The organism is Hymenobacter sp. BT559 (assembly GCF_016427535.1).
GTDB lineage: Bacteria > Bacteroidota > Bacteroidia > Cytophagales > Hymenobacteraceae > Hymenobacter.
Genome location: NZ_JAELXV010000004.1, coordinates 388,640 through 412,661, shown reverse-complemented (window position 1 = coordinate 412,661; position 24,022 = coordinate 388,640). Strand labels below are relative to the sequence as shown.

Sequence of the window (24,022 nt, the reverse complement as noted above, 5' to 3'; positions counted from 1 at the left end):
TGAACAATGAACAATGAGCAATGGACAGGCTGCCTTACTAGTCTGCTCATTGCTCATTGCTCATTAGTAATTGTATGCGTAACCTCATTGCTTTTTTGCTGCGCTACCAAGGAGTTATGCTCTTTGTGCTGCTGGAGGTGGTGAGCTTGTATTTCTTCTTGACCAACAGCTCGTACCAGCGGGCCGCGTTTTTCAACTCGGCCAATGCCTACATGGGCGTGCTGCTGGCTCGCCGCACTCAAGTCACCGACTACTTCCGGCTCGATGAGCTGAATAAGCAGCTGCAAGCTGATAATGCCCAACTGCGCCGCCAGCTCTTTCCCCCCGATTTTGCGCACCGCGAAGCCGACTCGCTGCCCGTAGGTCGCGACACATTGGGCCGCATCGTATACCGGCACTTACGCCCCGCTACCCCCCAGGTAGCGACGGCGCCGGGTCTGCTTGCGCAAAATGCCAAGCTGAGAGCCCAGGGCTCGCTACGGCCCGACACACTGCTCCTGGGTGGCAGCAAGCAGGCCACCCAGCCGCTGGTGCCGGCGCGCGTGATTAACAACTCGCTGCGCGAGGTAGACAACTACTTGACCTTGAACGTGGGCAGCGTCGATGGCGTGCAGCCCGACCGCGGCGTAATTAGCGCGGCGGGGGTAGTGGGAAAGGTGCAAGCCGTGAGCGCGCACTACGCCCGCGTGGCCTCAGTGCTGCACTCCAAGCTGCAAGTGGCGGCCCAAATCAAACGCGATGGTACCATTGGCAGCGTGAGCTGGCCCGAGGGTACCGACTACTCGCACGCCATGCTCGATTACATTCCGCGCCAAAACCGGCTAGTAAAAGGCGACTCGGTCGTGACGTCGGGTTACAACTCGGTGTTTCCGGCCGGCGTGTTTATCGGCACTGTTGAGTCGTTCACGACCGAGCCCAACAAGAATTTTTCGACCGTGACGCTGCGCCTAGGGGTCGATTTTAGCCGCCTCACCTACGTGTACGTGGTGCCCACGCCGCCCCGCGCCGAGCGCGACTCCTTAGAGCAGCACACCGGCGAGCTGCCGGCCCCCGTGAAGGCGGCCCAGGCCCAAGCCGCTAAAGCCAAAAAGCCATGAGCATCGTCGCAACCATCGGCGGGCAGTTGCTGCGCTTTGCCCTGTACGTAGGCCTCTACGTGTTGCTGTTCGACAACAGCAGCGTGGTGCTGTTTAACCTAGGCTGGAATTTCTTCTACCTAGGGTTTTTGCTGTTTTTGCCTATCAACACGCCCATCGCTCTGCAGCTACTATTAGGGTTTGCAATGGGCTTTACCGTTGATATTGCGCACGATACGGGCGGGTTGCACGCCGCCTCGGCCGTGCTGCTAGCCTACCTGCGGCCCTGGGTGCTGCGCCTGCTTACGCCGCGCGACGGCTATGATGCCCAAGACACCGTGAATGTGCACCAGATGGGCTGGCAGTGGTTTTTAGTGTACTTGTCGCTGCTCGTGACGGTGCACCACGTGGCCTTTTTCTTTCTGGAGCTGGGCTCGTTGCAGCACCCGCTCGTGACCCTAGGGCGGGTGGGCGTCAGCATCTTGTACACCAGCGTAGTCATGCTGATAGTGCAACTACTGTTTTTTCCGGTGCGGCGAGGAAGATTTCAATGAGCAATTAGCAATGAGTAACTAATAGACTCAATAAGTAGCCTGCTCATTACTCATTGTTAATTGCTCATTAGAAAATGTGCACTTGGCGCGGTTCTGGCATCTTTGGGGTATCACTGTTGTGTTTCCCATGCGCTACTTACTGTTGCTGGGCCTGGTTGGCTCGCTGTTAATGACTGCTTTTCTGGCTGATTCGGCGGCACCTGGCCCCAACCCACCGCTGCCCCCGCAGTGGAAGAAAATCGACGCCCTGCTCAAGAAGGACCAGACGGCCACGGCCGCCCCGCTGGTTGAGAAAATATACCAGCAGGCTAAGCGCGAAAACAACGCCTCGGCCTACGTGCGGGCGCTGCTCTACAAAATAAGGTTGCTCAGCAACAAGGAAAATGACGCCGACGAGAAGGCCATCGCCCTACTCGAAGCCGACCTGAAAACGGCGCAGTTTCCGGCCCGGCCCATCTTGCATTCGCTGCTGGCGGGGCTGTACGCCAACTACTACAACGAGTACCGCTACCAGCTCTACGAGCGTACCCAGGGCGCCGCGCCCACTGCCGACCAAGCCACGCCCGGCGCCGCCGATGGCGGCACCACCCTCGCCACCTGGGATGCCGGCCGGCTGGGCGCGGCCATTGTGCGGCACTACTACCAGTCGGTAGAAGATGAGCCCCAGCGCCAGCTAAAAACTACCCTGGCCGCCCTAGGTGACCTCGCCACCGGCGGCGATGCCGAAGGCCGCCAGCTGCGCCCCACGCTCTACGACCTGCTGGCCCAGCGCGCCATCGCGGGCCTACAAGACCAGGAGCTGTACATCACGCAGCCCGAGCAGCAGTTCGAGCCCACCGACCCCAAGCTGTTTGGCAGCGCCCAAGAGTTTGCCGCGCTGAAGCTGGATGCTCCAGCCGCCGATTCGCTCAATGGCCAGCTGCACGTGCTGCGGCTGTTGCAGCGCCTTACCGCCACCCGACTAGGTGCCAATAACTCCGCCGCGCTGGCCGATGTGGACCTGCAGCGCCTCGACTACCTGCACGGCCTGACCCAGAATACCGACCTAGGTGACCAGTACGAGCCCGCCCTGGCCCGGATGGCCGACGCGTACAAAGCGCTACCTATCAGCACGGAGTTTATAGCCCGCCAGGCTGAAGCCAAGCGCGAAGCTGACCCCGTAGTCGCCGTGGCCCTGACACGGGCCGCCGAAGCTCGGTTTCCAAAGTCGCGCGGCGCGGCGCGGGCGCGAACCTTACGCGCCCAGATTGAGCAGCCCGAAGTCTCCTTCACGGCCTCCGATATTGTGGTGCCCGGCCAGCCCTGGCGCCTCGATGTTACGGCCCGCAACGTGACGGAGCTGCACGCCTGGGCATATCGCATCACCTCGAAAGAGTGGGAGCAGGGGGCTGGCTACGACGTGCAAGACCGGCCGCTGGCCAAACGCTTTGCCCGCGCCCTGAAGGCAGCACCGGCCGCTACCTGGGCGCTGCCGCTGCCCGCGCACCCGCTCGATTACAAAGAGCACAAGCCGGTGGTGGCGGGCGCGGCACTGCCGGCTGGGTACTACCTCATTTTACTCAGCAATAAAGCCGTTCTTTCGACCGACCCGGCCGCTAGCGCGGCGCCAGGCGGTACCGTGACGGCCTACGCTCTGCTGGGTGCCAGCCAACTAAGCCTCGTACACCGTCCTGCGGCCACTGGCGCCACTTCGGTGTTGCTACTCAACCGAGCCACCGGGGCGCCGTTGGCTGGGGTGAAAAACCAGGCTTCCTACAACGTTTACAACCGTACCAAGCAGCGCGACGACCGCCGCCTGGGCGACGTGCAGCTGACCAGCACTACTGGCGAAGCAACGCTGCTGGCGCCGAGTCAGCCCACCAACAACCTAGGGCGCGAGCAATTGCGCAGCGTGCGCTCGTGGCTGGGCCGCGATACGTTGCTGACGCCGCTCAATGGCTATTACCCTAGCAGCCCCGCTACCCCGCCAGCGCAGCGCCGTACTTTCCTCTTCACCGACCGCGCCATCTACCGGCCGGGGCAGACGCTTTACTTCAAAGGCATCCTGACTGAGACCCTAGGTGCCAAAAACAGCCTGTTAACGGGCCAACCGGTGAGCGTGCGCCTCGTGGATGTGAATGGCCAAACCGCCCAAACGCTGACCTTTACCACCTCGGAGTACGGCTCGTTCAATGGCTCACTGGTGCTGCCGGCGGGCCTGCTCAATGGCGAGATGACCCTGCAAACGGACAATGGCAGCCTGGGCTTCTCGGTAGAAGATTACAAGCGACCTACCTTCTTGGTAACGCTCGACTCGGTCCCCGGCCGGCCGCAGCTCGGCCAACCGCTGACTTTGAACGGCCGCGCCCGTGCCTACGCCGGGCAGGCCACGGATGGGGCTACCGTGAAATACCGCATCACGCGCCGCGAACTGTGGCCGCTGTTTGCCGAGTACGGCGGTGCGCGAGGGCGCCGCATCTACCCGCCCGGCGGGGGGCGTGGCAGCCAGGAAATCGCCCACGGCACTACCACTACCGATGCCGAAGGGCGTTTCGTGCTCACCTTCACGCCGCCGCTGCCTGCTACCAAGCCGGGCCGCCGATGGGAGCCGGGCTACCTGTTTGAAGTAACCGCCGACGTGACTGATGCCGCTGGCGAGACGCGCACCGGCACCCGCAACGTGGTCATTGGCCGCAACCCGCTCAGCTTGCAGCTCGCTGGCCCCGAGCTTATCGACCGGCAGCACCTGCCGGCCGTCACGCTGCTCGGCACCAACGCCACCGGCGAGCCGCTGCCCGCCACCGGCACGCTGCGCCTGCTGGCCCGCCGCTACCGCCAGGGCCCGCCCGGCGTGCCTGGCCCCGCCCCCGAAGCCCCGGACAATGAGGCGCCTGCCGAGCTGGTTAAGACACTGCCCTTCGATACCAAAGCCAGCTCTTCGCTCGACCTAGGCGCCCTGCTGGCGGGCGTGCCCACCGGCCGCTACCGCCTCGAAGCCCAAGCCGCCGCGCCCGATACGGCGGCCCACGCCCGCCTCGACTTTGTGCTCTACGATGCCCAGGCCAGCACCGTGCCCTACGCCACGCCCAACTGGTTTGCGGTGCCCGCCGATACGGTAGCCCCCGGTGGGCGTACCCTCGTGCTGCTGGGCAGCCGCGAGGCCGACGCCCGCATCTTGCTCGAAGTAGAGCGCGGCGGCCAAATCCTACGCCAGGAGTGGCTAACTCTGAAGGCCGGCGAGCAGCGCCGCCTGGAGGTAGAAAGTGGTCCGGCCACCACCCTAGGTCCATTGTATATCCATACCACGCAGGTGCGCGACGGCCGCCTCTACCTCCACGACGCCACCGTGCAGGTGGCCGAGCAGCCCCAGCCGCTGCGCCTCAGCATCGCCACCTTCCGCGACCGGCTCCAGCCCGGCCAAAAGGAAACCTGGCGCGTGACCATTCGGCAAGCCAACGGCCGCCCCGCCGAGGCCGAGCTGCTAGCCACGCTCTATGACCAGAGCCTAGATATATTCCGCAAGCACAGCTTTGAGGAGCTAAGTTTTGGTGGGGGAGACTACCCAGCGCGGTTCTGGTGGCAGGGCGAGTTTGGAGAAACTCGCTCGGATTCCTACGATACTACGGACGGTAGTTCAGGCCCAGAAGCTGTTAATTATCCGGAGCTAAATGATTGGCAACAGTATTTGGCCGAGACTACTGAAGTAACAGATAAAATTATTTATAGCCGAGGTAGGCGTATGGTAGTGCGTACTGTAAGAGGCGGGCTTTCACCGGAGGCAGACGCCGCTCCTGCAAGGTCGATGCGTAGCATGGCCGCAGCCGCGCCTGCTCCTCCTAGGGTAAATACAGTAAAATTTAGTCCTCCCGTCATAGCAAAAGATAGTGAGGTAAGGTCGGCCGATGCTGCGCGTGGCAAGCAAGAAAATCAGCAAGGCCCTGACCTTGCTACTGTTTCCACTCGCACCGACTTCCGCGAGACGGCCTTCTGGCAGCCTGCCCTGCACACCGACGCAACCGGCGACGTAGTGCTCGAATTCCAGATGCCCGAGGCCGTGACCCGCTGGCAGCTGCTAGCCCTGGCCCACGACAAACAGTTGCACACCGGCCAACTGGCCCGCCAGCTCGTAACGCAGAAGGAAATTCAGATTACGCCCAACGCGCCGCGTTTCCTGCGGCCCGGCGACACGTTTACGTTCCCCGCCAAGTTCTCTAACCTCACCGACCGCGTCCTCAGCGGCACGGCCCAGCTATTCCTGCTCGACGCCGCTACCGGGCAAGACCTCACCAGCCAGTTGCTCAAAGGCAACGCCCAGCAAGCCGTAACAGCCGCTGCTCACCAAAGCGTGGCCCTAGGTTGGCAATTGAGCCTGCCCGCCGACTTTGCGCCCGTAGCCGTGACCTACCGCGTGGTAGCTCAGGCTGGGGGAGAGGCCCCGAAAGGCAAAAAGCGGGAAACGAAAAACAATCCTTCGTACTCCGACGGCGAGGAAAACACCCTGCCCGTCCTGCCTAACAAAATCCTCATCACCGAGAGCCTGCCGCTGCCCATCGTGGGCCCTGGCACCCGCACCTACGAGCTGAAGAAGCTCACCAGCACCAGCAGCCCCACTCGGCGCAACTACTCGCTCACACTGGAGCTGACTGCCAACCCCGCCTGGTATGCCGTGCAAAGTCTGCCCTACCTCATGGAGTACCCCTACGAGTGCTCCGAGCAGGTATTCAGCCGCCTTTACGCCAACCTGCTGGCGGCTCAAATTCTGAAGGCTAACCCGCGCTTCAAAACCATGTTGGCCGAGTGGCAGCGCCAGGCCCAAAGCGGCACCGCCCAGCAGCGCGAGCAGCTAGCCAGCAAGCTCGCCCAAAACCAGGACCTCAAAAACCTGCTGCTGCAAGAGACTCCCTGGGTGCGCGATGCCCAGACCGAAACCGAGCGCCTGGCCCGCCTAGGTACCCTCTTCGACGAGCCGCGCCTGCAAGCCGAAACCACCCGCGCCCTGGCCAAGCTGCAAGCCATGCAGCTACCCGACGGCTCGTTCCCGTGGTTCGAGAAGATGCCGGCTGACCGCTACATCACGCAGCTCATCGTGGCGGGCTTCGGCAAGCTCAAGAAGCTCGGCGCCTTCGATGCTAGCCAAAACGACGTAGCCAGCCCGCTGCTGCAAAATGCCCTGCGCTACCTTGACGGTGCCACCGCCCGCGACTACGCCGCACTGCGCCAGCAAAAGGGCGTGAAGCTCACCGATAACCACCTAGGCGACCTAGTAGTGCAGGCTTTGTACGCTCGTAGTTTCTGGCCCCAGTCCGTCCCGGCCGCCGCTGCCCAGGCGGCCTACGCCTACTACCGCGGCCAGGCCGCCACCTACTGGCCCACCCAAACGCGCTACCTGCAAGCGCAGCTGGCCCTGGCGCTGCACCGCGACAGCAAGGCCGCCCCGGCCGCCCAAGCCATTTTGCGCGCGCTCACCGAAAATGCCCTGCACTCGCCCGACCTAGGCATGTACTGGAAGGACGTGCGCGGCGGCTACTACTGGCGCGAGGCCCCCACCGAAACCCAGGCCACCCTCATCGAGGCCTTCGACGAAATCAAAAACGACCAAAAATCGGTGGACGAAATGAAGCTGTGGCTGCTCACCCAAAAGCAAACCCACAACTGGGAAAGCACCCGCGCCACCGCCGACGCTTGCTATGCTCTGCTGCTGCGCGGCACCGACTGGACGGCCGCCGCGCCTGCCCTGCAAGCCACCGTAGGCGGCGAGGCCGTGCCGACCACCGGTGCTCAGGCTGGCACTGGCTACCTCAAAACCACCTGGCCCGCCGCCGAAATAAAGCCCGCCCTAGGTAAGGTAACCCTGACCAAACCCAGCCCGGGTGTGGCCTGGGGCGCGCTCTACTGGCAGTACTTTGAGGACCTAGACAAGGTGACGCCTGCCGCCACGCCGCTCAGCCTCGAGCGCCAACTCTATCGCGAAACGCGTACCGCCAGCGGCCCACAGCTCGAGCCCCTCACGGCGGCCACGCCGCTACGCGTGGGCGATGCGCTAGTAGTGCGCCTCGTGCTGCGCACCGACCGTGCCCTCGAATATGTGCACCTCAAAGACCAGCGCGCCGCTGGCCTCGAGCCCCTCAATCAGCTCAGCGGCTACCGGTACCAAAACGGCCTAGGATACTATGAGAGCCCCTGCGATGCGGCCACAAACTTCTTCCTAAGCGCAGTGCCGCGGGGCACGCATGTATTCGAATACCGGCTGCGGGCCAGCCAGGCTGGCGACTTCTCAGGTGGCCTCAGCCAGGTGCAGTGCCTGTATGCGCCCGAGTTTGAGGCGCAGTCGGTAGGGCATCGCCTGCGCATTGCCGAAGCCACAAAATAGGATAAATCCCGGGTTCAAGCACTGCTTGCGGTGCCCGGCGTTAGAGGCTCTGATACAGCGCTAGTTGGCGGCTGCCAGCGCGAGCAGAGGTTGAAAAAAGACCGTTGCTCGAGGTGCCGTAGCCTTGGTCGGTCAGGGTCAACGGCTTATTTTTGTTTTTCCTAAACAACTCATTAAGTTATTGATGCGGAAGTTAATTGCCCTTTGTGCCCTGCTGCTGAGCTCTTCAGCGGCCATGGCCCAAGCCGATAAAGCCCCGGCCGTAACCAAACTGCCCGGCGAGGAAAAACTGAGTATCCGTGAGCGGGCCGAGCGCGACTTTCTGATGCCCATCCGCCGCAAGAAAATGGCTGAAATGACGAAGGTAATGGCCTCGTCGGCCGAGCTGGAAAGCACTGCGGCCCCCGAGCTAGATGCCATCACCCACGACGCTGAAGCTGCCGAAGCCCGTCCCGAAGACGTAGCCGTCGTCACGCACACCGAGCGCCATACGGCCTTGCGCCACTACAGCCGCGCGCGCAGCACCCGCCACCACAGTACCGCTACTAGGGCCAAAGCCACCAAGCGCAGCAGCAAAACTGCTCGCCACACCAAGGCTACTAAAGCCACTGCGCACCGCACCACCAAGAAGGCAGTTGCGCATAAGACCAAGACGAAAACCAAAAAGGCCACTACGCATCATACGGCCGCTAAGAAGGTTACCAAGACCAAAGCCAAGCGCCACCGCCGCTAGTCTTGCACAAGTCCAAACTAAAAGGAAAGGGGCCCGGTCAGTACTGACCGGGCCCCTTTCCTTTTAGTTTGGGCTACTGGCTAAGGTAAGCTTGGCAGCTTGCTATTAGTCGCGGTGGGCCGCCAGCTTCTCGTGGTGGTTATCCTCGGCTTCTTCTACCGAATGGGTTTCGCCTAGGTCATTGTCTTCCTTGGCTTTTTCGGCCAGTAGGCAGTAAAACTGGTGAATGAGCTTGATTTCTTCCTCTGAGAAGTCCTGCGCATTGATAAGGCGGTTGCTGGCGCCCTTGGTAGCCGCCAGCAGCTCATTGAGCTTAAGATGCAGTACCAGCGAGTCTTTATTTTGGGCCCGCTGAATGAGAAATACCATCAAGAAGGTGATGATGGTGGTACTCGTGTTAATGACCAGTTGCCAGGTTTCGGAATACTGGAAGAAAGGGCCCGTTGCGGCCCACAGCAGCACCAGGCCCACTGCACTTACAAATACGGCCGTGGAACCCGAGTACTGTGTGGTTTTTTCAGCAAAGCGACCAAAAAATGATTGTTTGGTGGCAGGCATGAGCGAAGATTGAAAAAAAGTTGAGCAGGCAAAGCTGAGCTAAGACCTTGCCAAAGAACTCACAGGCTTCGTGAAGGATAATTGAAGAGCTTAATTTTTCAAGCATTTTTTGCCTCAGTGTTGCGTAGAAGCAAATTGGGCGCGTACCTTTGCACCCGCTTTACCACCTCAGTGAAGCCGGCCGCTAAGCCGCCCAAGTTACCGATTGCCTTTTGCGCACGTGGTGAAACTGGTAGACACGCCATCTTGAGGGGGTGGTGCCTTCGGGTGTGGGAGTTCGAATCTCCCCGCGCGCACGCAAAAACAAAAAGCCCGCTGCAAAGCGGGCTTTTTGTATATTACAGCGTTCCCACCCGCTTAGCTAATAGAAGAGAGCCAGGGGCTACCTAAGCAGTATGCTCAAAGGGGTTGGCGGGCACTACTAGCACCACGCGCTCGCGCTCTACCACCACCTGCCCTGGCAGCGCGCCCTTGGGCTTGCGCACAAACTTCTTATGCGTCACCGTTACGGGGCACAGCGAATCGTGCTGGCGGCGCGAATACCAGCCGGCCAGCTGGGCGGCGTGCTCTACCACGGGCTCCGGCACCGTGTGCCCGGCCCGGTGCCGAATGACGACATGCGAGCCCGTAACATCTTTCGCGTGCAGCCAGAGGTCGTCTTTGTGCGCGTATTTCTGGGTTAACAAGTCGTTGTTGGCCGCGTTGCGCCCCACCAGGATGGTAAAGCCTTGGTCCTCGAATACCCTAAAAGGAAGCTCAGTGCTTGCTTTAGCCGCCGTAGCTGGGTCTAGGCCGTGTTGCTTACGCCAAGCGCGCAGGCTGCGCAATTCGTGCAGTGTGGGCTGCGTATCGAGCTCTTCCAGCAGCTCCAGCGTTTGCAGGGCTTCGGCTTCGCGCCGAGTAATGCGCTCGCTAAGTTGACGCTCCTCTATTTGCTGGTTTTTAGCCTTGCGATAAAGGTTTTCGGCAGTGCGCTGCGGCTTTTCGAGGGGCTTGAGTTTGAGCACCACCGGCTCGTTAGTGTAGAAGTCAATAACCTCAAGCTGCGTAGCGCCAGGATGGATTTCGTGCAGGTGAGCCATCAGCAAATCGGCCCGGTGGCGGTAGCCGGCTTCGTGGGCCAGCGCGTGCAGGCGCTGCCGCGCTAGGTGGGCGCTGGTGCTCGCCTCGTCGGCTCGGCGCTCAAGTAACTGGCGCAGCTGGCGGCGCTCGGTTTCAAGCGCCCGGCGGCCCAGCGCCAGCGGCACAAACCGCCGTAGCGCCCCAATGGGGTCATCGCCCGGCAGCGTCTGCAAAATGGTACCTAGGGGCACGAGGCTAAGCCGGGTGCGCCCATCTAGCTCGATGAGGTAATAATGGGCCGGACGCTCTAGCTCGGCCAGCAATTCTTGCGCTAAGCGCTGCTTGGTTTCGGGTGGGGCGGGGTCGTAGCCGCGCTGCTCGCGCAGGAAGCGGGCTGGCAGGTCGGTTAGCGCGGGCGGCAGCTTGCCAGTAGCACCAATAAGCGGCAGGGCGGCCGTGGCAGCCGGTTGCAAGTCGGCATCGGCAGTATAGCGCTGGTGAAACAGCTGGGCCGGCGCTTCCGCCGCAGGCCGAAAAATAGCGTTCGGCCGCGGCCCGTATAGCTTCAAGACAAGTGTAGCGCCGTCTTCTGCAAACGTGAATTGCAGCACCCGGTCCTGAGGCCAGGCCGTGACCTCGGCCACCGTGCGGCCCAGCAGCTCGGGCAGCAGGTCTACCGAGTTTTGGCGTGCCCGCTGGAAGGTCTCGGGTAGGGCCAGGGCCGGGAAGGCCGCCCCTAACTGCGCCTTTAGCCAAAACTCGGCGCCCGTATTGCTCAGCAAGCCTATCACCAGCTCGTCCTTTTCCTGCGAAAAGCAGCTGGCTACGCGGTAGCCCCGCAGCCGCTCGATAAGGGCCGGAGCCAGTTGGCGCAGGAAGTAATAATTGGTGTGCATAAAACCCAAAAATCAGCCGGGCTCGTAGGCGGTACGCAGCTTACGTGGCACCTAGTGCCTCTTTTCAGTAGTAGTAACCGAGCAGAAAATAGGATAGACGGTGGCTAGCCAGCACAAGCCGCTATATCTCAATCTTCAGCCCGTCATACGCCAGCCGAATCCACGATGGCAACCCCGCTTCTACCTCGCGGTGGCGGCCCAGTTGGTGGCTGATATGCGTGAGGTAAGCCCGCCGCGGCCCTAGGTCCTGTAAAATCTCAACGGCCTGCCCAAGTGTGAAGTGCGAAATATGCGGCTCGTGGCGCAGAGCATTCAGCACAATCGTATCGGCGCCGCGCAACTGCGCCATCGTTTCGGGGCCGATGAAGTTGGCATCGGTGAGGTAGGCAAAGCTGCCCACGCGAAAGCCTAGCACCGGCAGCCGGTAGTGCAGCGCCCGCAGGGGCTGCACGGCCACGCCCGCCACGTCAAATGGCTGGTCGTCGGCCTCAATGGGGTGGAGGCGCACCTGCGGCACTCCAGGGTATTTCTGCTCAGCAAAAATGTAGGCAAACTCCTGCTTGAGCTGGTTAATCACCCGTGGCTCGGCATACACAGGCATTTCCTGCTGCTGCCGGAAGTTGAACGCCCGAATGTCGTCGAGGCCCGCCGTGTGGTCTTTGTGCTCGTGGGTAAACAGCACGGCATCGAGGTGGCTCACGCGGGCGCGCAGCATCTGCTGCCGAAAGTCGGGGCCCGTGTCAATGACCAAGCTGCGCCCCTCCACCTCTAGGTGCACGGCCACGCGCAGGCGCTGGTCGCGCGGGTCGAGCGAGCGGCACACTGGGCAGTCGCACCCTATCATCGGCACCCCCGAAGAGGTGCCGGTACCGAGAAACGTGATAGTCAAGGAGAGTTATGAGGGTTAGGTTTTGAGTTATGAATTGGTGAGCGTCGACCGACCAGTTTTGCTATGCCAGAAGCACAACGCCTGTAAACAACTCAAAACTCATAACTCAAAAATTCATAACTGGCTTTAGCCTACGTACTGCCGCACCATGCGCACCAACTCGTCGAAGTTGAGCGGCTTGGGCAGGTAAGCAGTTACGCCGGCCGCCTGAAAGTCAGCCATTGTGTAGTCGTTGGCGTTGCCACTGATGGCAATAACGGGCAGCGACCGGATGCGCTCATCGGCATGGGCCCGGATGTCGCGGGTGCACTGCATGCCATCCTTCACCGGGATGTTGATGTCCATCAGGATGCCATCAACCGAGTTCTTCTCGAGCTGCGGTAGCACGTCGCCTCCGTTCTTTGCCAACAAGATTTTGTATTTCTGCTGCTCCAGAATTTTACGCGTCAGGTTCAGGATAACAGAACTGTCCTCGGCAATGAGGATAGTTTTCGTGGTGTTTTCAGCGGGCATTGCGTAAGACGAGTAGCGAGTGGAACAACGAGAGAACGGGTTATAGAAGAAAGGGTTAAGGCAGAATTAGGCCGGGGCAGATAGGGGCTCGGGAGCGGTTACTACGCCGGGGTATACTGCTTTGAACTGAGCAAAGTAATGTTGTAAAAGTTTAAATTCGATGGGTAAGGCTCCTGTGGTCGAGCTTTTCAGTAGTTGCTCGATGCGGAGGGCCTGGCCAGATAATGCCACCAGCCCTAGGGTAGCGGCTGTGCCCTTGAGCTGGTGCATGAGGGGGTGCAGGCCTTCCCAATTGGCGGCGCCTATGCACACAGCTGCCTGTTTGAGCAGGTCACCGGCCTCCTGCTCGAAGTCGCTGTACAGGTCGGCCGTGAACTCGTGGCCCCCCAACTGGCGCAGTTGGCTGAGCACCTCCGTATCGAGCGTAACCGGGGCGGGCGTGGCCGTGATAGTATTCGTGGCTGCGGGCGCGGGCGGCGGCTCGGGCAGCCAGCGAGCCAGCATGTCGGACAACTGCTGGTGCTTGACGGGTTTGGCCAGGTAGTCGTCGAGGCCCGCCTGCACAAAGCGCGTTGCATCGTCGGGCATCGAGTAGGCCGTCATGGCGATGATGGGCGGGCACTGCTCACCTAGGCGCGCTTTTATCTCGCTAGTGGCCGCAATGCCATCGAGGCCAGGCATCTGGATATCCATCAGGATGAGCTGGTACTTGGCATCCAGCGCCGTGGCCCGCGCAATGGCTTCGTAGCCATCGCTGGCTATCTCAACCTCGCAGCCCAGTTTGTCGAGCAGGCGGGCCGCCACTTTCTGGTTGATGGCATTGTCGTCGACGAGCAGGATGCGTGGGGCGGGGCCCGTGGTGGACAGCTGCAACGCGGGTGGCAGCTCTAGCTTAACCTCAGGCGCAGCTTCGTCGCTAGGGGCGACCAGCGGGGCCGTGGCTACCCGGCAGCGGATAGTGAACCAGAACACGCTGCCCTCGCCCACACCCGAAAATACCCCAATTTCGCCCCCTAGGAGCTCGGCCAGCTCTTTGCTAATAGCCAAGCCTAGGCCCGTGCCCCCGAAGGCTTTGCTTGGGGTCGTATCGAGCTGCGTAAAGCTGGTAAAGAGCCGCACGGCATCATCGGGCGAAATACCGATGCCCGAGTCTTGCACCGCAAAGCGCAGCGTGTGAAACTCGCCCTCCGTGGCTACCGACGATACTACCACGCTCACCGTGCCCTGCGCCGTAAACTTGAGGGCATTGGCCACCAGGTTTGACAGAATCTGAAGCAGGCGCATCTCATCGGTGATAATGAGCGGCGGCGTGTGCGAGGTAATGTGGTACGTAAAGCGCAAGCTTTTCTGGCTGGCGCGGTAGGCAAACAGCGAGTGCAGCCGCTCGAGCAGCCCGCGCAGTACCAACGGGGCTTCTTGCAAGCGCAGCTTGCCGGCCTGGATTTTCGACAAATCCAGAATGTCGTTTAGGATAGTCAGGAGCGCATCGGAGCTCTTGCGCAGCGTATCCACGTAGTCGGCCTGCTCGGCGCTTAGGCCGGTTTGGTGCAGCAGGTCAATCATGCCGATGATGCCGTTCATGGGCGTGCGCAGCTCGTGGCTCATGTTGGCCAAGAACTGCGTTTTGGCGGCCAGTGCGGCCTCGGCCTCCTCCTTAGCCAGGCGCAGGTCATCCTGAATCTGGCGAATCTCGGTTACGTCGCGGGCGATTCCCTCGGTACCGCTAGGCGTGATGCGCGAATTGATGAGCACCGTTACGGGGCGGCCATCCTGGTGGCGCAACTGAATTTCGCGGTTGCGCAGCTCACCGCCGCGCTTTAGTTCGCTAGGTAGCGTAAAGGGCTCTTCGGGCTGGTAGTAAAAGTCTTTTACCGTCTTGCCCAGCACCTCGCTCGGCTCGTAGCCCAATATATCGCGCACCGAAGGGCTCACGATGGTGAAGAAGCCCTCGTCGTCGGTGCGGTAATAGATGTCCTGGAACGACTCGAAAATCGAGCGGAACTTCTCTTCCTGCGCCGCCAGGGCCAGCTGCGAGTTTTTGCTTTCGGTAATGTCTTGCGCGCGGGCCGACACTTCCTCAAACGACCCGTCGGGCAGGTAAATAGGGTTAAGACTGACGCTGCTCCAAAGAGGGTTGCCTAAGGAGTCGGGCGTGTTTACCTCAAACTGCTGCGGCTGGCCCTGAAGTGCCAGCTTGTAGTAGGTCGAAATGGTGTCGTGCGTTTCGGGCGCTGTCGTAATTCGCTCGGTCTCAAATAGGTTCATGCCCGGTGCGGGCATTACACCGTTGCGGCGGAAGTAGCTGTCGGCGTAGTTGCGGTTGAATGATACGAGGTCGCCGCGCCGGGTCACGCTCCAGAGCAAGTGCGTGCCGCTCTCAAAAATGGCATTGAGGCGGGCGTTTTGCCGAGCTAGGTGCTCCTCTTGGCTTTTGCGGTCGATGGCCAGCGCTACCTGGCTCGAAATGAAGTGCAGAATGTCGAGGTCGCTGGGCGCATACGTGTCGGCCCGGTCGTAGTCCTGCACGGCCAGCACCCCAATAGTGCGCTCGCCCACACTAAGCGGGGCCACAAGCATTACCTCGGGCAGGCGCCCAAAGGCTGTAATGGTGCCATCATGCAGCAGTGCTAGCAAGTCGGCCCGGCTAAAATAGCGCGGCTGCCCCTGCTGAATCACGTACTCCGACACGCCCGACGAGAATGGCCGCGATGCCCCCGAGTTGAGCTGCGGGTACTGGTCGATGTGATAGGCGAAGCGCAGTACCGTGCGCTGGTCGTCGCACAGGGCAATATACAGGTTATTGGTTTCTAGTATCTTGCTCAGCTCCCGATGAATGGCGCCGTAAAGAGCCGGTAGGTCGCGCGCCGAGATGGCAAGGTTGGCAATGCTGTAGTAAACCTTCTGCAGGCGCTCGGCCTTGATGCGGTCGGTAATGTCGTGCAGCACCACCCGTGCGCTAAGCGGCTGGCCCGGCGTGCGCACGCAGCTTACCGAGCCTATGAGGTGCACGGGCCGGCCCGTGCGCGTCATTAGCACCGTTTCAAGCTTGTTGAGGGCTTGGCCTTCGTAGAGCCGGCGCAGCTGGTGCAGCAGCTTGGCACGGTAATACGGGTGCACAATGTCGGCCAGCGACCGGCTGGTGAGCTCGCTGGCCTGGTAGCCTAGGGTTTCTTCGCCCGCCTTATTAATAAACAAGAACGAGTTGTCGGCCTTCAGGTGCAGGATGAGGTCGTGCGAGTCGTTGAAAAACTCCTGTAGGTACGCCGGGGCTTCGGGACTAGTGGTGCTGGGCATTTCCCGCACAGTGCTTAGCTGGTGGCCCGCGGCCCATAGGCCCGTTACCTGTCCCTCAGCGTCGCGCAACAGTTGCTGCTGCCAGTGCAGGTGCACGAGCTGCCCATCGCGGCCTAGTAGGTCGTGGTCGTAGTAGGGTTCGGCGGTCTGCTCGCGGAGTATTTGCAACAGCTCCTGCTGCCGCTGCTCGCGGTAGCTAATCGGCGAAAAAAGCTCGTGGTATGACTGGCCGATAACCTCTGCGCGCGTGTAGCCCGTCAGGACCAGCAATGTTTCATTAACCTCCACTATCAGCCCTTGGCGGTCGAGCAGGATGTAAGCCAGTTGGAGCTGGTCGAGCAGGGCCGCGGCGGGGGGTAAAGTAGGGGAAGGGGGGGCTAAGAAACCTCGCATAATAGCCTGTTGGCACCAATAATAACTACTAATTAAGCACGCAGCAGCTTAGTAAAGCCTAAATTTGGGGTACAAATTCTGTTCTCACAATTAATTTTAGCATTCAGTCCGTTGTGGTCGCTTCCGTTGCACCGGCTCCGCGCCTGGTTTTTGCCGTGACCACCGACCTGAACTACGACCAGCGCATGCAGCGGGTGTGCAGCAGCCTGGCGGCGGCGGGCTACGAAGTGGAGCTAATAGGTTGGCAGCGAACTGCTTCTGTAGCGCTTACAGCTCAGTGTTACAAGCAGCATCGCCTGCGCGGCTGGTTTCAAAAAGGGAAATTATTTTATCTGGAATATACTATACGTTTGTTCTGGTATTTGTTGCGTTGCCGGGCCGAGGTGTGGTGTTGCGCCGACCTCGATGCCGCCCTGCCAGTTTGGGCTAGGTCGAAGCTTGGGAAACAAGTATTTGTATACGATGCGCACGAGCTTTTTACGGAGGTGCCGGAGGTAGTGGGCAGGCCGCGCGTGCAGCGCATTTGGCAGTGGGTTGAAGACTTTATTGTGCCCCGGGCGCAGCTGCGCTACACGGTAGGGCCGTCGCTCGCGCGGCTATTGGCGCAGCGCCATGCTGGGTGTCCGTTTGCGGTGGTGCGCAATGTGCCCATGCCAGGGGAGAATGACGCTACGCGCCTAGGTAGTAGGGAGCAGCCTCCGGCAACTGCAAGCGTCATGTTGACCTCAAATGCCCAGCACCGGGCACCGGGTACTGGCTACCAAGCTGCCCCTATAATTCTTTACCAAGGGGTGCTGAATGTGGGACGCGGCCTGGCGCAGCTCCTCAACGCCATGCCGCAGGTGCCAGCGCGGCTTGTTATCTGCGGCGAAGGCGACTGCTCGGCTGAACTGCGCCAGCATGCCGAGCGCCTGGGCCTACTGGCAACGGGGCAGGTCGAGTTTCGGGGCTACGTGCTGCCCGCCGAGCTGCGCCAGCTCACAGCCCAAGCCACCGTAGGTATTATGCTGCTCGAAAATACTGGCCTAAGCTATTATTACTCGCTGGCTAACAAGTTTTTCGATTACGTGCAGGCCGGCGTGCCGCAGCTGTGTATAGACTTTCCGGAGTACCGTGCCCTCAATGCGCAGCACGAAGTAGCCGCGCTGGTACCCGACCTAGGCCCCGCTACGTTGGTGGCCGGGCTGGCTCGCCTGCTGCCCGGTGGGCAGCCCGGCGCCTACCACCAGCGCCTGGCCGCCAACTGCCGCCGCGCCCGCCGCGAATGGAACTGGCGAGAGGAAGAAAAAATATTAATTGGTTTGTACCAGACGCTGCTGGCGCCCTAGTGGCGCCGTAGCGCGAATTTTGTGCTGCCCGCTGGCCTAGGTGCGCTTAGGCTGCGGCGGTTTATTAGTTGCCTTACTTATGCTTGCCCCCGATTTAGTAGCTCAGCTGGTGCCCACAGCTGCCGACCCGCGCCCTGTGCTACTTGCCTTGGCCGGACCTACCGCGGTGGGCAAAACTGCGCTGAGCGTAGCCCTTGCCCAGCAGCTGGGTACCGAGATTTTATCTGCCGACTCGCGCCAGTTTTTTCGTGAACTCAGCATTGGTACGGCCAAGCCTACGCCGGAGGAGATGCAGGGCGTGCCGCACCATTTTATTGATTCGCACAGCATTACGCAGGAGTATAGTGCTGGTCGCTTTGCCGCCGATGCCCTAGGGGTACTCGACGAGCTATTTCGACGCCTGCCGGTAGTGATACTCACTGGGGGCTCGGGCCTCTACCTGCAAGCCCTCACCGATGGCCTCGACGAGCTGCCCGCCGTGGACCCCGCCGTGCGCCAGGGGCTGCAGCACGAATTGCAGACCCTAGGGCTGCCCGCCCTCGTGGCCGAGCTGGCGGCCACCGACCCCGTAGCCCACCAGCGCGTAGACCTGCAAAATCACCAGCGCGTGCTGCGCGCCCTAGAAATAACGCGGGGCACCGGGCGGCCCTTTTCCAGCTACCATACGGGCCCGGCCGCCGCGGCGGCTACAGCGGCAGCGCGGCCCTTTAGGGTAGTAAAAGTGGCACTGAACCGCCCGCGCGAGGTGCTCTACGACCGCATCAACCAGCGCGTGGAGACAATGCTGGCAGCCGGCCTGCTGGCCGAGGTAGAAGGATTAGTACCCTACCGCCATCACCAGGCGCTGCAAACTGTGGGGTACCAGGAAATCTTTGGCTATCTAGATGGTGCCTACGACTATGCCGAAGCCGTGCGCCTGCTGCAGCGCAACACGCGTCACTACGCCAAGCGCCAGCTTACCTGGCTGCGGCGAGATGCAGCGTACCAATGGGTTGACTTAGGCTAGTAGCAAGTAGCCCCTGGCTATTGGCTCCTGCTTAGCAAGAAGCCAATAGCCAGGGGCTAGTAGAATGGTATCTAAACCGATAGGATTTCAACCATGCGCATAAAGCTCTGGTTGATAACCTTACGCTTGTGAATGGTGTCGTCAAAGGGGGTGTACATGAGCTTACGGTCGACGATGCCGGCCATCACGTTTTTCATGCCGTTCATAAGGCCTTCTACGGCCGCAATGCCGAGCTGCGAAGCCAGCAGGCGGTCAGCCGCCGTGGGCGAGCCGCCACGCTGAATGTGGCCTACGATGGTAACGCGGGTGTCGAGCTGGGGTAGGGCCTCCTTCACGCGGCGGGCCACGTGGTGCACGTTGCCTTCTTCTTCGCCCTCAGCCACTACCACAATAAACGAAGTTTTGTGGCGCGTGTAGCTGTTTTGTAGGTTCTCGATAACAGCCTCTACGCTCATGGCTGTTTCGGGCACCATCACGATTTCGGCACCGCCGCCGATGGCGCACGGAATGGCGATGTAGCCAGAGTCGCGGCCCATTACTTCCACAAAAAAGCAGCGGTCGTGCGAGTCAGCCGTGTCCCGGATTTTATCTATTGCCTCCAGCGCCGTGTTTACGGCCGTGTCGTAGCCAATGGTGTAGTCGGTGCCGTACAGGTCGTTGTCGATGGTGCCGGGCGCGCCCACGGTCGGGATGCCAAACTCCTGCTCAAAAATAGTAGCACCCGTGAAGGTGCCGTTGCCCCCGATAGCCACGAGGCCCTCAATACCGTTGTTTACTAGCTGGTCGAAGGCCTGCTGGCGGCCCTCTTTGGTCATGAACTTCTGGGAGCGGGCCGACTTCAGAATCGTGCCGCCGCGCTGCACGGTGTTGGCCACCGAGGCCGAGTCCATCCGCACAAATTCGCCCTTAATCATGCCGCTGTAGCCCCGCATGATGCCGTATACTTCCAGCCCGTGGTAGACCGCCGCCCGCACCACCGCGCGGACGCAGGCGTTCATGCCCGGTGCGTCGCCGCCGCTGGTAAAAACTCCAATTCGCTTCATAAAACCGGTTTCTTAAGTAGCGCCAGCTGGCCTCTATCCAGCGCTGGCAGCCGTTAAGCTCGCAAAGGTCGTGCGTGGGCGGCAGTTATTGGGCAGTGTTGCGGTTTTTCGCCGGACATTTTTACGGCGCTTGCGTATTAGTCTCATTAACTCTGAGAAAAGCGCTAGTTTATCACACTTTTTCTGCTTATTTTTCGGTCACTTCCCACCCGGCCCGCGGCCGAACATCCTTCCACCTCTTTTCTACCGCTCTATGTTTGGTTTTTTCGAAAATGAGCAGGCCAAAAAAATTAAAGGCCACTTGTGTAACCTCGCTGCCTTGGCCAAGGCCGACGGACACATCGACGACCGTGAGATGAACTTCATCATTACGGTCGGCAAGAAAAACGGCATGTCGGCCCCCAACGTGCGCAAGCTTGTGCTGGGCCAAACCAGCTGCGATTCGGATATCCCAAACAACGACTCGGAACGGTTCGACCAGATTTTTGACTTGGTCGACATGATGCTAGCCGACGGCATTGTGGACGAAACCGAAATGGATTTCTGCATCATGATGGCCGAGAAGCTCGGCTTCCGCAAAGCCATTGTGGGCGTGCTGGTGCGCAAAATCTCGCAAGGCGTGAAAGATGCAATGCCCCGCGAGCGCATCAAAGAGGAAAGCCTCTCGTTCTTGAACTACAATAATATACCGCAGCACTAAGTCTGAACCGCGGATTCGTCGGATTTTTCAGATGAAGCGAATTTTGTTGCAGTAAAAGGGCCGCCCGCAAGGGCAGCCCTTTTCGTTTGCTGGCTAGCCTGTCTTTAGTGGCTACCGCGTACTGACTTCAAAATTCGATTCATCCGAAAAGTCCGACGAATCCGCGGTTCAGACAACTACTTCAATGGCCCGTAGCAGGCCGGCCAGGGCCGCGTCGATTTCCTCGTTGGTGATGGTGAGCGGGGGGGCAATGCGCAAGGAATTATCGCAGAACAAGAACCAGTCGGTGAGAATGCCTTCGTGGGCCAGTGCCCGGTCGATAATGGGCTTGAGTACGTCAAACGATTCAAACTCCACAGCCATCAGCAAGCCCTGGTTGCGCACTTCCCGAATAGCGGGATGCTGCAAGCCGGCCCGGATGCGGGCGGCCTTGGCTGCCACGCTGGCGAGTAAATTTTCTTCCTGAATGACTTGCAGCGTGGCCAACGCCGCCGCGCAGCTCACCGGGTGCCCACCAAAGGTGGTGCAATGCCCTAGGATGGGGTTGGTTTGGAAACCGACCATGATTTCGGGCGACGAAATGAAGGCTCCAATGGGCATGCCGCCGCCCATGCCCTTGGCGCACACCAAGATATCGGGCACAATGCCAAACTGCTCGAAGGCCCACTGCGTGCCGGTGCGCCCAAAGCCGCACTGAATTTCGTCGAGGATGAGCAGGGCGCCGACCTCGGTGCAGCGCTGGCGCACGGCGCCTAGGTAGCCGGGCGCGGGTACCCGCACGCCGGCCTCGCCCTGCACGGTTTCGAGGATGACGGCGGCCGTGTGCTCGGTTATCAGCGCTAGGTCGGCTAGCTCGTTGTATCGCAGGTGCGTTACATCGGGCAGCAGCGGGCGGTAGCTGTTTTTGAAACCCTCGGAGCCGGTGATGGACAAGGCGCCGTGCGTGGAGCCGTGGTAAGAGTTATAAGCCGAAACTAAGCCCGTGCGGCCGGTGTGGCGCTTGGCTAGTTTGAGGGCGCCCTCGATAGCCTCAGCGCCCGAATTAGTGAAATATACCGTATCGAGCGCGGCGGGGAGGGTGGCAGCCAGGGCGTGGGCGAGGCGGGCGGGGGGCGCCTGCACCAGTTCGCCGTACACCATCAGGTGTAGGTATTTATCGAGCTGGTCCTGTATGGCTTGCAGCACCCTAGGGTGGCGGTGGCCTACGTTGCTGACGCCGATGCCGGAGATAAGGTCGAGAATCGGCCGGCCTTCGGGCGTGTACATGTATACGCCTTCGGCCCGCTCGATTTCTAGCAAGAGCGGGAAGCCGGAGGTTTGGGCCTGGTGGCGGAGAAAAAGCTGGCGGGGGGTTAACATAACCTTACAAAGGTACCGCCAACCTAAGGCGGCCGCGGCCGGTTAGTAGGTGCGGGCCACTTGCACTATCACCGGCCCGCCTTGCAACTATGGAATACAGACAACTAGGGCGCTCGGGCCTGAGAATACCCGTGCTGAGCTACGGCACGGCTACCTTCGGCGGTGGTAATGAGTTCTTTAAGGCGTGGGGCAATACCCAGGTGGAGGAAGCTCGCCGGCTGGTGGACATTTGCCTGGAGGCGGGCGTCAACCTCTTCGACACGGCCAACGTCTACTCGCAGGGCAAGGCTGAAGAAATCCTAGGTAAGACCCTGGAAGGCCGACGCCACGAGGTGCTGATTTCGACCAAAGCGACCTTCCCGATGGGCGAGGGGCCGCGCGACTACGGCTCGTCGCGGGCGCACCTGGTGCAGGCCTGCGAAGACTCGCTGCGCCGCCTAGGTACCGATTACATCGACATTTACCACATGCACGGCTTTGACACGCACACGCCAGTTGAGGAAACGCTGCGCACCCTTGATACGCTGGTGCAGAGCGGCAAGGTGCGCTACATCGCGTGCTCTAACTTCTCGGGCTGGCACCTGATGAAGTCGCTATCGGTGTCGGAGCGCTACGGTTGGGCGCGCTACGTGGGTCATCAAGCGTATTACTCGCTCGCCAACCGCGAGTTTGAGTGGGAACTGATGCCCCTGGGCGTTGACCAAGGCGTGGGCACCATCGTGTGGAGCCCGCTGTCGGCGGGTCTGCTCAGTGGCAAGATTCGCCGGGGCCAGCCCATCCCAGACAGTAGCCGCTTGGCGCAGGGCGGTAGCCAAGGCCCCAAGGTGCCCGACGAACTGCTCTTCGGCATCATCGACGCGCTCGATGCGGTGGCCGCCGAGACTGGCAAAACGGTGGCCCAGGTGGCCCTCAACTGGCTGCTACAGCGCCCCACGGTAGTCAACCTCGTAGTGGGCGCGCGCAATGAAGAGCAGCTGCGCCAGAACCTAGGCGCCGTAGGCTGGAACCTCACGCCCGCGCAAGTGGCGCAGCTCGATGCGGCCAGCGCCACGGCACCCATTTATCCTTATTGGCATCAGCGTGGCTTCCCTATGCTCGGCGAGCCGGTGGTGTAAGCGGCTAGCGTGATTATCAACTAGCAGATTGTTGCTAATACCTGTCATGCTGAGCCCCGCGAAGCATCTCACGCGCTTGGTTGAACGGCTTAGCAACCAAGCGTGCGAGATGCTTCGCGGGGCTCAGCATGACAGGTATCAAGTAGAAATGATACAAGCACTATTGCTGTCCGTGAGCTACCTAGGGCTCGGCAGTGCATCGGTTTGGTTAGGGTCGGCTACGCGCCGCAGCACTTCCTTTGTGAAGTCGCGCTCGGCTTGGTAGAGCTGGGCCACTTGGCGCAGTGATAGCACCTTCTGCACCCGCTCGAAGTAGTCCTTTTCCAAATTCAGTTGCTGCTGGCGCAGGGCAAACTCTTGGTTGAAGTTGTCGCGTAGCTGCGCGTCGCTTAGGCTGGCGTTGTCGGCATCGCGGCGCAGCAGGCGGGCCGAGCGGTTGAGGTCGCGGCGCTTGGCAATAAACTCGTTGTAGCCGGGCCAGAAGCGCTGGGCCTGGTCCTGCGTCAGCACCACGCGGCTCGTAATGAAAGCAATGCGGGCATTATCGAGCTGGGTGAGGCGGCCACCAGCTGGCTGGCCCAGCCGGGCGAGGGGGCGTACCTGCGCCTGGGCCGGCCGAGCTACCGCCAGCAGCAGGTAAGCGCTACTCAAAAGAAAAAAGCGTAGGGTGTTCATAAACAATAGCAAAAGAGCTTACAGCAGCGCGGCCTCGTCGGTGGGCTGCGCGTCGAAGGCGTCGGCTAGCTCGGGAGCCGAAGGGCGCAGGTAGTGGTTGGTAATACCTAGGGGGCGTGTGGGCAGCTCGGCTAGGTCGGTCATGTCGAGGTGTACTTCGCTAGTCAGGTAGTCTAGCAATTCGGCCCGTGGCACATCGCCCAAGCTCGTAGCAGAAAGAGGTTGCACTGGCTCCACGCCCAGCCAGAGCGAGGCCGCAAACGTGCCTAGCAGCAGCGTTGAGGCCAGTCCAGTGCGCACCGAGGCCGACACCGACCGCAGCCAGCTCGGCAGTAGCGGCCGGCAGGCGGGTGCGGCCACCTGCGCCATCACGCGGGTGGGCAGCTGCTCGAAGTAGCCCGCCGGGGGGGCACTCAGCGGCTGGGGCCAGCGGCGCGGGTGCTGGTCGAGGCGGAATGGGGGTTTCATATAAATAACAG

At 60.9% G+C, this 24,022-nt stretch carries 17 protein-coding genes and 1 tRNA gene; 9 read left to right on the top strand and 9 right to left on the bottom strand.

Features of this window, described 5'->3' with window-relative positions; all coding sequences use genetic code 11:
* The first annotated feature begins 74 nt into the window (after positions 1-74).
* The 4 genes from mreC to JAO77_RS16180 all read left to right on the top strand — a co-directional run bounded on the left by mreC (position 75) and on the right by JAO77_RS16180 (position 8,712).
* Entirely contained in the window at positions 75-1,097 is a 1,023-nt protein-coding gene (mreC, locus tag JAO77_RS16195) for a rod shape-determining protein MreC (RefSeq protein WP_198991411.1), read from the top strand.
* A complete protein-coding gene (locus tag JAO77_RS16190; protein WP_213019407.1) occupies positions 1,094-1,630 on the top strand; it encodes a hypothetical protein in 537 nt (178 codons plus the stop codon). The genes mreC and JAO77_RS16190 overlap by 4 nt, the downstream gene beginning before the upstream one ends.
* 169 nt (positions 1,631-1,799) lie before the next feature.
* Complete coding sequence (locus JAO77_RS16185; RefSeq protein ID WP_198991410.1) at positions 1,800-7,979, top strand: alpha-2-macroglobulin family protein; 6,180 nt, start codon at positions 1,800-1,802, stop codon at positions 7,977-7,979.
* Positions 7,980-8,214: 235 nt separating this feature from the next.
* Positions 8,215-8,712: a hypothetical protein gene (locus tag JAO77_RS16180; RefSeq protein ID WP_198991409.1), complete on the top strand. Its 498-nt coding sequence runs from the start codon at positions 8,215-8,217 to the stop codon at positions 8,710-8,712.
* Positions 8,713-8,817: 105 nt separating this feature from the next.
* Here JAO77_RS16180 and JAO77_RS16175 read toward each other — a convergent pair whose 3' ends face one another.
* Positions 8,818-9,270 (bottom strand): low affinity iron permease family protein, encoded by a 453-nt coding sequence (locus JAO77_RS16175; protein ID WP_198991408.1) that lies wholly within the window; start codon positions 9,268-9,270, stop codon positions 8,818-8,820.
* A 214-nt stretch (positions 9,271-9,484) separates the two neighbouring features.
* Here JAO77_RS16175 and JAO77_RS16170 point away from each other — a divergent pair.
* A tRNA-Leu gene (locus JAO77_RS16170) sits at positions 9,485-9,566 on the top strand.
* Positions 9,567-9,656: 90 nt separating this feature from the next.
* Here JAO77_RS16170 and JAO77_RS16165 read toward each other — a convergent pair.
* The 4 genes from JAO77_RS16165 to JAO77_RS16150 form a co-directional block, all read right to left on the bottom strand.
* Entirely contained in the window at positions 9,657-11,228 is a 1,572-nt protein-coding gene (locus tag JAO77_RS16165; RefSeq protein WP_198991407.1) for an NFACT RNA binding domain-containing protein, read from the bottom strand.
* A gap of 121 nt (positions 11,229-11,349) precedes the next feature.
* The gene (locus tag JAO77_RS16160) at positions 11,350-12,117 is read right to left on the bottom strand and encodes an MBL fold metallo-hydrolase (protein ID WP_198991406.1); all 768 of its coding nucleotides are present in this window, start codon (positions 12,115-12,117) and stop codon (positions 11,350-11,352) included.
* Between the two features lie 126 nt (positions 12,118-12,243).
* A complete protein-coding gene (locus tag JAO77_RS16155) occupies positions 12,244-12,630 on the bottom strand; it encodes a response regulator (RefSeq protein ID WP_198991405.1) in 387 nt (128 codons plus the stop codon).
* A gap of 66 nt (positions 12,631-12,696) precedes the next feature.
* Positions 12,697-16,317 carry a PAS domain S-box protein gene (locus JAO77_RS16150; protein ID WP_198991404.1) on the bottom strand — a complete coding sequence of 1,207 codons (3,621 nt, stop codon included), beginning with the start codon at positions 16,315-16,317 and terminating at the stop codon, positions 12,697-12,699.
* Positions 16,318-16,430: 113 nt separating this feature from the next.
* Here JAO77_RS16150 and JAO77_RS24560 point away from each other — a divergent pair, with 113 nt between their 5' ends.
* Both JAO77_RS24560 and miaA read left to right on the top strand, forming a co-directional pair.
* Positions 16,431-17,645, top strand: a complete 1,215-nt coding sequence (locus JAO77_RS24560) for a glycosyltransferase (RefSeq protein ID WP_198991403.1) — start codon at positions 16,431-16,433, stop codon at positions 17,643-17,645.
* A gap of 79 nt (positions 17,646-17,724) precedes the next feature.
* Positions 17,725-18,651 (top strand): tRNA (adenosine(37)-N6)-dimethylallyltransferase MiaA, encoded by a 927-nt coding sequence (gene miaA / locus JAO77_RS16140; protein ID WP_198991402.1) that lies wholly within the window; start codon positions 17,725-17,727, stop codon positions 18,649-18,651.
* A gap of 71 nt (positions 18,652-18,722) precedes the next feature.
* On the opposite strand, the gene pfkA is transcribed toward miaA, so the two are convergent.
* Positions 18,723-19,694 carry a 6-phosphofructokinase gene (gene pfkA, locus JAO77_RS16135; RefSeq protein ID WP_198991401.1) on the bottom strand — a complete coding sequence of 324 codons (972 nt, stop codon included), beginning with the start codon at positions 19,692-19,694 and terminating at the stop codon, positions 18,723-18,725.
* Between the two features lie 253 nt (positions 19,695-19,947).
* Between pfkA and JAO77_RS16130 the strand changes: the two genes are divergently transcribed.
* Positions 19,948-20,394, top strand: a complete 447-nt coding sequence (locus tag JAO77_RS16130; RefSeq protein WP_198991400.1) for a tellurite resistance TerB family protein — start codon at positions 19,948-19,950, stop codon at positions 20,392-20,394.
* A 168-nt stretch (positions 20,395-20,562) separates the two neighbouring features.
* On the opposite strand, the gene JAO77_RS16125 is transcribed toward JAO77_RS16130, so the two are convergent.
* Positions 20,563-21,753 (bottom strand): aspartate aminotransferase family protein, encoded by a 1,191-nt coding sequence (locus JAO77_RS16125; protein WP_198991399.1) that lies wholly within the window; start codon positions 21,751-21,753, stop codon positions 20,563-20,565.
* Between the two features lie 89 nt (positions 21,754-21,842).
* Between JAO77_RS16125 and JAO77_RS16120 the strand changes: the two genes are divergently transcribed.
* A complete protein-coding gene (locus JAO77_RS16120) occupies positions 21,843-22,868 on the top strand; it encodes an aldo/keto reductase (protein WP_198991398.1) in 1,026 nt (341 codons plus the stop codon).
* A 177-nt stretch (positions 22,869-23,045) separates the two neighbouring features.
* Here the strand turns inward: JAO77_RS16120 and JAO77_RS16115 are convergent, their stop codons facing one another.
* Both JAO77_RS16115 and JAO77_RS16110 read right to left on the bottom strand, forming a co-directional pair.
* Positions 23,046-23,543: a hypothetical protein gene (locus tag JAO77_RS16115; protein WP_198991397.1), complete on the bottom strand. Its 498-nt coding sequence runs from the start codon at positions 23,541-23,543 to the stop codon at positions 23,046-23,048.
* A gap of 18 nt (positions 23,544-23,561) precedes the next feature.
* The gene (locus tag JAO77_RS16110; protein ID WP_198991396.1) at positions 23,562-24,011 is read right to left on the bottom strand and encodes a hypothetical protein; all 450 of its coding nucleotides are present in this window, start codon (positions 24,009-24,011) and stop codon (positions 23,562-23,564) included.
* Between the last annotated feature and the right edge of the window lie 11 nt (positions 24,012-24,022).

What these genes read in the sequence shown, in the direction of transcription:
- JAO77_RS16185 (WP_198991410.1), top strand. Translation starts at nt 1,800, where the DNA reads ATGACTGCTTTTCTGGCTGATTCGGCGGCACCTGGCCCCAACCCACCG.
- JAO77_RS16120 (WP_198991398.1), top strand. Translation starts at nt 21,843, where the DNA reads ATGGAATACAGACAACTAGGGCGCTCGGGCCTGAGAATACCCGTGCTG.
- JAO77_RS16175 (WP_198991408.1), bottom strand. Translation starts at nt 9,270, where the DNA reads ATGCCTGCCACCAAACAATCATTTTTTGGTCGCTTTGCTGAAAAAACC.
- JAO77_RS16110 (WP_198991396.1), bottom strand. Translation starts at nt 24,011, where the DNA reads ATGAAACCCCCATTCCGCCTCGACCAGCACCCGCGCCGCTGGCCCCAG.
- miaA (WP_198991402.1), top strand. Translation starts at nt 17,725, where the DNA reads ATGCTTGCCCCCGATTTAGTAGCTCAGCTGGTGCCCACAGCTGCCGAC.
- JAO77_RS16180 (WP_198991409.1), top strand. Translation starts at nt 8,215, where the DNA reads ATGGCCCAAGCCGATAAAGCCCCGGCCGTAACCAAACTGCCCGGCGAG.
- JAO77_RS16130 (WP_198991400.1), top strand. Translation starts at nt 19,948, where the DNA reads ATGTTTGGTTTTTTCGAAAATGAGCAGGCCAAAAAAATTAAAGGCCAC.
- pfkA (WP_198991401.1), bottom strand. Translation starts at nt 19,694, where the DNA reads ATGAAGCGAATTGGAGTTTTTACCAGCGGCGGCGACGCACCGGGCATG.
- mreC (WP_198991411.1), top strand. Translation starts at nt 75, where the DNA reads ATGCGTAACCTCATTGCTTTTTTGCTGCGCTACCAAGGAGTTATGCTC.
- JAO77_RS16115 (WP_198991397.1), bottom strand. Translation starts at nt 23,543, where the DNA reads ATGAACACCCTACGCTTTTTTCTTTTGAGTAGCGCTTACCTGCTGCTG.
- JAO77_RS16190 (WP_213019407.1), top strand. Translation starts at nt 1,094, where the DNA reads ATGAGCATCGTCGCAACCATCGGCGGGCAGTTGCTGCGCTTTGCCCTG.
- JAO77_RS16125 (WP_198991399.1), bottom strand. Translation starts at nt 21,753, where the DNA reads ATGTTAACCCCCCGCCAGCTTTTTCTCCGCCACCAGGCCCAAACCTCC.
- JAO77_RS16165 (WP_198991407.1), bottom strand. Translation starts at nt 11,228, where the DNA reads ATGCACACCAATTATTACTTCCTGCGCCAACTGGCTCCGGCCCTTATC.
- JAO77_RS16150 (WP_198991404.1), bottom strand. Translation starts at nt 16,317, where the DNA reads ATGCGAGGTTTCTTAGCCCCCCCTTCCCCTACTTTACCCCCCGCCGCG.
- JAO77_RS16155 (WP_198991405.1), bottom strand. Translation starts at nt 12,630, where the DNA reads ATGCCCGCTGAAAACACCACGAAAACTATCCTCATTGCCGAGGACAGT.